Raw genomic sequence first — 9,815 nt, forward strand, 5'->3', positions numbered from 1 at the left:
TTCCTGCCTATGATATTTTCCTTCAAATTCATGTAGATTATATAATGGCCCTATTTGTAGATAATCCCTCAGAGAAACTATTTTCCCAATATATGGCCTAAGTTCTATATTGCATTTTAGTTGTTCTTGGTATCCAAATACTATGTGGGTTTGGTTTTTTTCCATCTAATTTAATATTCAACTATAAATTCTATACCATGCACCTTATCCATCTTAATCAACAAACTATGTAATCCGCTATATGACTTGACAACTCAATCGGATAATATCAATAAAGCTAGTATCTTCAACTCCTATAGCGGAACCCAGTTAACCGGTTACAAAGAATTGCCCATAACGGTCAAGTGTATGCGTAGTGGCGAGGTTACGAGCCATTATCGCATACACAGTGTTAGGTCTCGTTTTCATTTTTTCGCTTTCTTAATCAGCTTATATGCCCAATCATAATGACTTGAAGTGGCTGAAACCAAGTATGCTCCCAATGATGTCGTTCCAGTCCATTTATACCTTTTTTTCTCAAACAGTTCTTCATCGCTATGCTTCTCAATCAATCGCCTAACCTTTTTGTAACTTGATTTTAAGTCCTTCTTAGCATCTTCAAGAGAAGTGTCTTTATATTTTTCCCAAATCCACTTGTTCAATTCAGGGGTGGTTTTCCAAGTGTAACCTTTAGCAGGCATTTCTGGTTTTTCTCCTTTCATTCCGATGGTGTACCATTCCATCATCATTAGATGCCAATGATGAAGATGCATCAATACGTCTCGGATGTTTCTATTCATTGTTCCTTTGGGGAACTCTGAAAATTGGTCCTTTTCAGAAAAACTGCCGATGAAATCCATTAAAAGTTCAAAGTTTTTTCTGCTTAAATCAAGTAATTCAGTTTTGTTTGTTGGTCTTGCCATATATCTTACGTATATCTTTTAGATGTTTGTGAATGTGATTTGAGACAACTTCCAAATGCTCGATTTTTGAATAATCCCTTGAACCCTTTTTATATGGAATCATATTGATTTTGTCTTCAAGTATGAACGCTTCAATTGTGTCCTGAGCATTTTTCAGCCGTTCGATTAGGTTTTCAATAGACTCGTCTTTTGTCGTTTCAACACTTTTTTTGTTGACTTCTGACAGTTTCCCTTTTAACGGTTTGGGTTTATTGCCCTTGCCTAAATCCGAAATATTCTTTGCAAAACTCTCGTGCCAAAAAGTTATATGTCCAAGAATGTCCTTTGCATTCCAGAATTCGTAAACCATTTTATAATAGTCAAGCCCTTGCTCGAAAAAGGTAAAAAGCTGTTCGAGTTCATTCCTTAGAATTTTAACATTATTTTCTATGTGTTTCTGTTTGTCTGTCATTTCTCCTTAATGAGACCTAACGGTTAGTATATGAAGCGTAGCCTGCCGATAGGCGGCTATGATTTCATATACCTTGTTGTAGCCAGTTGTCATTTATTCTGTTCGCCAAGTTTTTCAACTTTATTCAACCATTTCTTTCGCCATTCTTCCGTTGACAATCTTAACGGTCCAATTGAAGTGATTTTTACTGACTTTACACCAATAAAATTCATCGTCAGTTTTTTCATTGCACTATGAGATGGACTTTTGTATATTAGTCGATAATACCAAGTTGGTTGGTCCATCGTACAAATCAATCGAGATGTTTTACCTGTAAAGTATTTGTCCCACCATACAGAACCTTCTCTTTTTTTGAAAGCAAATCCCGGCAACAAAACTCTGTCTAAAAATCCTTTCATAATTGCAGGTACAGAACCCCACCAAACAGGATAAATCCAAACAATATGATCTGCCCATTTCAAGGACTTTTGTGCCTCAATTAAATCGGGTTCAAGTTCTGTTCGTTTTCTGTATCCAAATTGAAGGTTTGGGTTAAAATTTAAGTTTCTTATTACTATTTCCTGCAATTTAGCATCTGATTTCTCTACTCCTTTCTTATATGCTTCGGCTAATGCAAAATTGAAGCTTTCTTTGTCTGGATGTCCATTAATTATTACGATTTTTTTTGTCATTTCAATCCAATTTTCTATGTCCAATGAGTAAAAGAATTCCTATCGGCATCAACAGTATCCATTGAGGCGCTAAAACCGAATAATAAATACTTGAAATTATAAAAGGTATTCCAATCAGAATATAGGTAATTCCAAATGCTTTCAAGTTCGATGAATTTGGCATTTTCGCTTTATCAAATCCTACTTTTAGAAACAGATAAGACGTAGCAAAAAGAAGAACGGTTACAATGTGCCAAACACCAACCCATTCAGCTTTTTGCTGAACCTCAAGATTGCTGTTGATTAGTGGGTTTACCAAATCCATTTGTCCCGCAACCGAATGAATAAGTGCTGTAATTAAGTTAACAATTCCCGCTATTTTGATGTATATCTTTTTCATTTTTTCTCTAATTGGCTACAACGGTCAAGTATAAGCGTAGTGCGGGATTTCGGAGCGATTCACTGTCTCCCTACCGCAAAGTTTCTTAGTAGCAAAAATGTTCATTTCTAGCTGTTTAGCCCGCATTACGCTTATACAATGTTGTAGCTCGTTTTTATTGTTCAGAGATGAATTTAAGGATTTCTTCCCAAGATTTTATTGCAGCCACAGCATTTCCTTCATCCGTTCCACCTCTAGCTGAGCTATTCGAATAGTCTTCTGGTGGCAAATAAGGAATTCCACATCCTTGCCCACCACCAGCAAAATTATGTCCAGCATTATTATATGAAGAATGGGCATAATTATACTGAAACTGGTTCTTTTCAAGCCTTTTCATCATCATTTCTGACATCATCGATGAAGGCCATACTTTATCATCTTTACCAGAGATAAACAAAATAGGAGCTTTAATATTCTCTACTTCGATAGCCGATTGATTAATCATTTCTTCGTTTTTGAAGGCACTTTTAAATTTAGGGCTATCATGATACTGAATTCCTTTTTCCTTCATCTCTAATTCTATTCTTTCTGAATCTTCCTCTGAATATTCAGCATACGGAAATCCTTTTCCTTTATATGTAAATGAAGATTTGCCATCTTGCCAACCAAACCAGACTACATTGGAGGGTGCTTCAACCACCACGTACTGCAAGCCATCATAATGTGCTGCATACAATAATGCCAATTGCGATCCCATTGATCTTCCCATAATTCCAATTCGTGAAGTATCTATTTCTGATTGGTTCTTTAACCATTCATGCGCTTTGGCTACATATTCAAGTGGAATTTCTGTTATTCCTTCTGGTAAACCATCGTATTTAAAATATTTGAGATTAAGAACAGCAAATCCTTCACTGGCAAATAGAGAAGATCTTTCTTGTCGAAATTGACCACCTGAACCTCCAAGAAAAATGATTGCCGGAAGTTTCTGTTCACTTTTCGGTAAATAATAATTAGCAATTATTTCATCTCTGATTTCAGTACCAGTTATGTTAAGTGCGTCAAGTTCACGGGTGCTTCTTCTATATATTGTTTTGCTGGCAACTATAGAATCTTTAACAAGGACATTAATTGTAGCTGTATAGCCTTTACCAGTAGCGAGCTGATGATCATTACTGCTTTTCATTGACCAAAACAATCCCATAGGATGAATTCCTGTGTAGGATCCACTTAGGGCCTCTGACTTAGCCGGATTGATTATTCCAGATTCATCTGTAACGAATGAAGCACTGGATGTCCATTTATTACCTTCTGCATCAACTGCATTTACTTCCATTATGACTTGCTGTTTAGGTTCAAATCCTATAGCCTTTATTTGCAATGGCTTATGAAAAAGTGATGTGTCAGGAATTACGTGCAGTTCGATTTTCGATTCCTGTGCATTTATAAAAGAAATATGGGTTAGGAGTATAATCCAAAAAAGTAAAAGCTTTTTCATGAGGCTAAATTCTTGTTTTTTTTGTAATGAGCTACAACGGTTAGTATATGAAAAGTAGGCGATTTCGAAGCACTACACTTTCGGTTAAACACAAACTTTGATTCGAGCCTAAAGCCTTGATATTATTACTGTTTCGCCTATTTTTTATATACATTGTTGTGTGCTGTCATTGTTTTTCATTTGTACTCCTCCATAAATGAAGCCACATCTCGATTGAATTTTATCGTTTCCTCATACATTGGAGAGTGAGCTGTTTGCTCATAAATAATAATTGACTTGTTACTATCATTAGTAGAGATTCTATCATAGGCATCTTGAGCCAATTCAACCGGAAGTATTCCATCATGTCTGCCCCAGGCTATCAGGGTCGGGATGGTAATATTGTGCATTTTGTCTGTTGTTATCTCTTTTTGAGAATTCCATAGAGGAGGATTCCCATTGGTAAACCATGCCCAAGCACCGTAAAAACCAAGAGCATTCTGTAAACCTAACCCATTTTCTCCGAAGGTCTTTTCATTCACTTCGTCTCGGTTCTCGGGCAGGAAATACCCATCTGCATCATCTACATAAACCACGTGTTTGCGTATCCAGGACATAGAACTGGTGTTATCCCAATCACCCAAAGGATTATCTCGATACCATTCTAAAACTTCTCTCCAATGGTCGTTATTAAATCGGCTTGGTTCATTCCCATCAATAAAACTTTGCGCTTTGTTTTTAACCCACGCTACCGAAAGCTCTTGTCCTAAAGACCAATTATGTCCACCATCTACCAAAATCCAGCCATTTACTAAATCTTGTCTTTCAGGTACATTCCCAAGAAAGGCGGTGGTTAATACGCCACCCCAACTGTGTCCCATTATGAAAACACTGTTAGGTGAATATTTATGATTGATGACTTCAACGACTGATTGTAGGTCTTTGGCAGTTTCTTCTGCATTCAAGTGTGCTTGTCCGCCTTGTCCGTTGCCTTGAGAGAATCCGGAGGCTCGTTCCTCCCAATAAACCACCGCATAGTTTTCCTGCAAGGGATCAAATGCTCCATAATGAAAATACTGAGTACCCGTGCTTCCCGGCCCTCCGTGAACAATGATTAAAAAAACATCGGAGTTTAAATTTCCTTTAACCCAGACAGGAAAACGGGCATTGAGCCGCTTGACATAAAAAAAGTCTTCTCCTTCTTCCGGAAGAAACGGCTCGGAACAAGCTCCGAGCAAAAATAGGGGAAGCAATATGTAGCTAATAAATTTATTCATCTGATACTATTTTAAATGATATGAAATGCCCACAAAAAGCTCATAATGAAATTTATACACTCCAAAATACGGTTCAGCAGAAAAGCCAAAATCCGCAAATAGACTCAAAGGAAGTGAGGTTCTATCTGAAAAATTATAGGCTAAACCTGTAGTCGCTAATGCGTGAATATTACCATAACCATCATTTCTGCTTTTCTCAACATTTCCATTATTGACTTCATAAACGGGAGCCAATAAGAATTTATATTTATAATTGAGACCTAAACCTAAGGGGCGAATTGTGAAGCCCGAAGGAAAATGTATGTGGTAAGTGGCTCTTCCGCCTAACATGACAGATGTATAAAAAGGTCTGAATACGAAAAAGGTAAGTGTGGGTGATAGTACCAATTCATGCTTTTTTTTCCAAGCGGGGATGAAATCCGCTGATAACTGCATACCCGGACGAATAAAATTTTCACCCGCATAGGCAGCTGAAATGCGCTTCACCTTCCATCTGTTCGTGTTGCTTTCTAATGAATCAAGCGTTTCACTTTGTGCACTCACTTGATGCAGGTTTAGACATAGAATGAAAAAAAGTAATACAAAGCGTATCATTTTTCGATTTTTTTATGATTTGTTTTTTGACTTTGGAAAATCAACCACTACGGCATAAATAACCAAAACCAATGCTCCCAATACAAATTCAATATGCACATTATTGACAGCCAAGCGAGTAATGTAAACCGAAGAAGCAAACCATGATACCGGAATTATTATTCGTTGGATAAACCATTTCAGGTATTCTCTCATAGCTCGCTTGATTTGAAGTGAACTTTCTCGTCTCTACATATCAGTTGAATAGCATCTCGACCCGAATAAGCCGCAGGTGGCATACCGCCCCCGGGTGTTACCCAATGCCCTGCCATATAAAAATTGTCTAATTTTTTGAACTGCTTTGGCAGCTTGATCTTTGTGGCTTCGGGCGTAGGCAACCACCCTTCATAACTTCCATTGTGATTGCCTGTCCAGTTTTTATAGGTTATAGGTGTAGCCGTATCCGTAAATTCAATATGGTTTTTAATGTTGCCCAATTGTTTCTCCAAAGTCTCGACCAAAGCATTGCTGATGCGTTGTCTTTCTGCTCGATACACAGTTTCGCCCTGGTCGTGCAACGATTTCCAAAACGGGTAGTCCGTATCTATCATGGCGGAAATGAGCGTCTTGCCTTTTTCTGCAAGTGTTGGGTCAAAATTGTAAACTTGGAATGTGATTCGTTCATGTTTATAATTACCTACCTCTAAGGGTTCATCAAGGGGTAAATTGATGCCTACAATAGATGGATTGACCTCATTAATCTCCCTTGACACACCGGCAGAAAAATAAATCAAAGAAGGGAAGGTCTTTAAGGATTGATAAGCTTCTATGGTATTATCATCAAGATATTCCTCCCCCAGCAACTCGAACAGCACAGTATGTCCATCGGCTGCTGAAATGACGTAATCCGATTTTACTTGTTCCGTGTTGTTTAGTTCAAGTCCGACAGTAGATTGATTTTCAATAATGATGTCGGTGACTTTCTTTCCAAATGATATTTTCCCACCCAAATCACGGTACCGTTTTTCCAGTTTCTCAACAAACTTTCCTGAGCCACCTAAAGGATAGCCTGCAGTTCCTTTACGCGCATAAGCCAACTGCATTAAAAAGAAAGTCATGGACATTTCTGAAGCCCAGAAATTCTCAAAAGCCGATTTTAGTACAAAAGACTTAAAATATTGAGCGAAATCCTTGATTGATAATTGGTTGTATTTTTCCACAGCCAAAACAAACGGCAAATTGGACAGCAAGGCTTTTGTCCAATCCCACGGGTTGAGTAGCTCAAAAGCTTTGTCCATTGGAAACGAATTCTTGGCTACCGTTTCTATTGCCTGTATAAATTCATGGATGATTTTCTCATCTTCAGGTGCAATATCAAGAAAATGCTTTTTGAGTTTTTGTGTATCGGTATAGAAGTGAACATCCTGTCCTTTAATGTTCTTATATTCGATAAAACTGTTGTGATTGTGGAAAGTGTTGTCTTCAATCACACCAAGCTGATGCCATAAGTCATACAAATCTGTACCAGGGGCAGAACCAACTAACCAATGGATAGAACCATTGACGCTATAGCCTTGTCTATCCCAAGATGAACAAACGCCACCTGCTTTTTGACCCATTTCGTAGATAGTAGTATCGAAGCCATTGATTCGCGCAAAAATGCCTGCGGATAATCCTGAAATTCCTGCTCCTATGATGGATATTTTTTTGCTCATGCCTTTTTTATTTGATAGCACACAACGGTTCTCAGCTATACGCAGGCAGGGATTTTTACCACTGAACTTCCTACGAAGAACTGAACTTTAAATTTACCACTTTCCTGTCCTACGAAGCACGAAACCCCTGCTTGCGTATAGGTGATGTTAGCGGGTCGTTGTTCTTTCTCGTTCATTTGTTACACTTGTTTCTATTCTGAAATTATAAGATAATAACCGTCTAAGTCTCTCAAAATAAATTGTTGTTGACCTGAATTTTCATTCAAATGCGGTTCTTGCTCTATGTCAAGATTTAGTTTGACTGCATTACTCCAAACTTCATTCAAATCTGAAACTCTGAAATACAGAATAAGTCCGTTACCAATTGCAATACTTGGGTTTGTCATTGTCGGGTGGTCGTGTTCGCTCCAACAGTGAAGGCACAAAATCACAGTCCCTTTCTTGTCTGCTAACATTTCAAAACTGTCGCCACCGTGTTTGCTTTGTAAATCTAACAAGTCTTGATACCATTTTGAACTTTTGGCAACGTCTTTTACGGCTATTATTGTTTCTAATCTAGTCATTGGTCTTTCTTATTGTGAATAATCATTCGATTAAAAGACTCAATCTGTATTCAATCATTTTTACGATTAAGGCTTGTGGTAAAGGTTTATCTAACGGAAACTGTACTGAACCTTTCCCTTTTTTATAACCTGATAGTTCTTTATCAAAATGTTCCATTGTGGTTGGGTGTGGATACAGTCCAACGTGTTTTTTGTAGCCTGCAATCATAATCTGTTGTTCCCTTTTTCCGTCTTTAACTAAAGTGTAAGCTGGGATATTGTAGTTAAAAAGTTCTTGTGCGTCTGGAACAACTTTAAGAATGCAATCCTTAAGTTCAATTAGTGCATTTTTAACTTGGTCAGGTTGACTGAGGAAGTAGTCACTAACTGTCTCGTATTGCTTTTTATCATCCATTATTTTCTATACTTTAATTTAAAGGTCGTCTTTACAATGCCCCCTAACGGTCAAGTATAAGCGTAGTGCGGGGTTTCGGAGCGATTCACTGTCCGCCTACCGCAAAGTTTATTAGGAGCAAAAATGCTCAATTTTAGTTGTTCACAGCCCGCATTACGCTTATATGATGTTGTAAGCCGTTTTTCTATTCAAAATTTGGAATGGGTGATGAAACATCTACAATTACTCCGTTTGGGTCTTTAAGTAATAATCGTCTCTGTCCGTAAAATGTATCTGATGGTTCGCTGATGATTTCAAATCCTTCTTTTTTTGCTATCTCAAAAACTTCATCAGCATTTTCGACCACAAATGTCACATAAAACCCTTGAGGAATGTTCTTTATCCCATCAGGAACGATTTCACTTGTTCGGCTAATTAATCCTAACTCAAGTTGTTTATCTTTTGAAATTAGATGGACAAACCAATCGCTGTCATAGTCCACATTAAAGTCGAATAACTTGGTGTAATAGTTTCTGCTTTTAGGTAATTTATCTGAGCAGATGTTGGTCATCATTCTACTAATTGTTTTCATATTCTTTTTACCTTTTTATAATAAAACAGTTCAGGGTCTCCTTCATCTAGCCCTTTTAATTCTCCTGCAAACGAGAATTCAGCTTTTTCAAGCGCTCTTTGCATTTGAGTATTTGAACTATTTGTAGAGGTGAAAACCTTATCTGACTTGCATTGCTCACATATAAGGTTAAATGTTTTTCCACCTATCCCTTTTCCCCTGTATTTTTCATCTATGACAATTAACTCTATCCAACCTTGGTCAAAAAAACGGTAATCAAAAATCACAAATCCAACTTCTCTGTCATCTGCTAAAATGAGAAAGCATTCGTCATTTGATATGGCCTTTGTAATCTTTTCTTGTCTGTTGAGTTTGATATGTTCTTCTTTGTCAAGCCTGTAATCAAAGCCAACCGCAATTGCTTTGTCTTTAGTTGTTGCTTTTCTTAACCTAACATTTTCCATATCAAAATTCTGCTTCTGTTTGCTTTAAATGGCTTACAACGCTTAGTGTAGTAGTCGTGCCGGATTTATAACCACTTCTCTTTCCTCTAGCATCAAAGATAGTAAAAGTAGCAAACTTTCAGTCTTCAGCAGGCATGGATACTACACAGTGTTATGGGCTGTAATTTTCTCTTCACTTTAGAATCGCTTTAGTCCATTTCGTCTATGTCTTTTCTAGCTTTTTAATGAATAGTCAATGTCAAAAAAAGGTTTCAAACGTTTTATATTTCTTCCATTGCCATCTTGATTGGCTCATCCCAATGTTCATGAGTCACCAAAGGTGCCTGGGGAATGCTTCTGCCTCAGCCTTGGGAATTCAAAACAATGCCTTATTTGACGATTTTACATAAGACATAAAAAAGTATCTCCCCAATGATATTT

At 37.4% G+C, this 9,815-nt stretch carries 14 protein-coding genes; all 14 read right to left on the reverse strand.

Annotation, left to right across the window (positions count from 1 at the left end; all coding sequences use genetic code 11):
* Window positions 1-165: DUF1835 domain-containing protein (locus BMW71_RS24170; protein WP_143057744.1), on the reverse strand; the 165-nt coding region annotated here is incomplete at its 3' end.
* 239 nt (window positions 166-404) lie between these two features.
* Window positions 405-902 (reverse strand): ClbS/DfsB family four-helix bundle protein, encoded by a 498-nt coding sequence (locus tag BMW71_RS23265; RefSeq protein ID WP_092178941.1) that lies wholly within the window; start codon window positions 900-902, stop codon window positions 405-407.
* Complete coding sequence (locus BMW71_RS23270) at window positions 877-1,353, reverse strand: ClbS/DfsB family four-helix bundle protein (protein ID WP_092178942.1); 477 nt, start codon at window positions 1,351-1,353, stop codon at window positions 877-879. The genes BMW71_RS23265 and BMW71_RS23270 overlap by 26 nt, the downstream gene beginning before the upstream one ends.
* An 89-nt stretch (window positions 1,354-1,442) precedes the next feature.
* Window positions 1,443-2,024, reverse strand: coding sequence for an NAD(P)H-dependent oxidoreductase (locus BMW71_RS23275; RefSeq protein ID WP_092178943.1), 582 nt, complete (start codon window positions 2,022-2,024; stop codon window positions 1,443-1,445).
* 1 nt (window position 2,025) lies between these two features.
* Window positions 2,026-2,403, reverse strand: coding sequence for a hypothetical protein (locus tag BMW71_RS23280; RefSeq protein WP_092178944.1), 378 nt, complete (start codon window positions 2,401-2,403; stop codon window positions 2,026-2,028).
* Between the two features lie 154 nt (window positions 2,404-2,557).
* Complete coding sequence (locus BMW71_RS23285; protein WP_092178945.1) at window positions 2,558-3,880, reverse strand: acyl-CoA thioester hydrolase/BAAT C-terminal domain-containing protein; 1,323 nt, start codon at window positions 3,878-3,880, stop codon at window positions 2,558-2,560.
* Window positions 3,881-4,056: 176 nt separating this feature from the next.
* Window positions 4,057-5,136 (reverse strand): alpha/beta fold hydrolase, encoded by a 1,080-nt coding sequence (locus BMW71_RS23290; protein WP_092178946.1) that lies wholly within the window; start codon window positions 5,134-5,136, stop codon window positions 4,057-4,059.
* Between the two features lie 6 nt (window positions 5,137-5,142).
* Complete coding sequence (locus BMW71_RS23295; protein WP_092178947.1) at window positions 5,143-5,679, reverse strand: hypothetical protein; 537 nt, start codon at window positions 5,677-5,679, stop codon at window positions 5,143-5,145.
* A gap of 63 nt (window positions 5,680-5,742) precedes the next feature.
* Window positions 5,743-5,925 carry a hypothetical protein gene (locus BMW71_RS23630; protein WP_143057745.1) on the reverse strand — a complete coding sequence of 61 codons (183 nt, stop codon included), beginning with the start codon at window positions 5,923-5,925 and terminating at the stop codon, window positions 5,743-5,745.
* Window positions 5,922-7,424 carry a phytoene desaturase family protein gene (locus BMW71_RS23300; protein ID WP_092178948.1) on the reverse strand — a complete coding sequence of 501 codons (1,503 nt, stop codon included), beginning with the start codon at window positions 7,422-7,424 and terminating at the stop codon, window positions 5,922-5,924. The genes BMW71_RS23630 and BMW71_RS23300 overlap by 4 nt, the downstream gene beginning before the upstream one ends.
* 191 nt (window positions 7,425-7,615) lie before the next feature.
* Window positions 7,616-7,987: a VOC family protein gene (locus BMW71_RS23305; protein WP_092178949.1), complete on the reverse strand. Its 372-nt coding sequence runs from the start codon at window positions 7,985-7,987 to the stop codon at window positions 7,616-7,618.
* A gap of 22 nt (window positions 7,988-8,009) precedes the next feature.
* Window positions 8,010-8,381: an iron chaperone gene (locus tag BMW71_RS23310; RefSeq protein WP_092178950.1), complete on the reverse strand. Its 372-nt coding sequence runs from the start codon at window positions 8,379-8,381 to the stop codon at window positions 8,010-8,012.
* 184 nt (window positions 8,382-8,565) lie between these two features.
* Entirely contained in the window at window positions 8,566-8,934 is a 369-nt protein-coding gene (locus BMW71_RS23315; RefSeq protein WP_244891295.1) for a VOC family protein, read from the reverse strand.
* A gap of 14 nt (window positions 8,935-8,948) precedes the next feature.
* On the reverse strand, window positions 8,949-9,395 hold the full coding sequence (locus BMW71_RS23320) for a GNAT family N-acetyltransferase (protein ID WP_092178952.1): 447 nt from the start codon (window positions 9,393-9,395) through the stop codon (window positions 8,949-8,951).
* Window positions 9,396-9,815: the final 420 nt, after the last annotated feature.

Origin of the sequence: Cyclobacterium xiamenense (genome assembly GCF_900109255.1) — a bacterium.
GTDB lineage: Bacteria > Bacteroidota > Bacteroidia > Cytophagales > Cyclobacteriaceae > Cyclobacterium > Cyclobacterium xiamenense.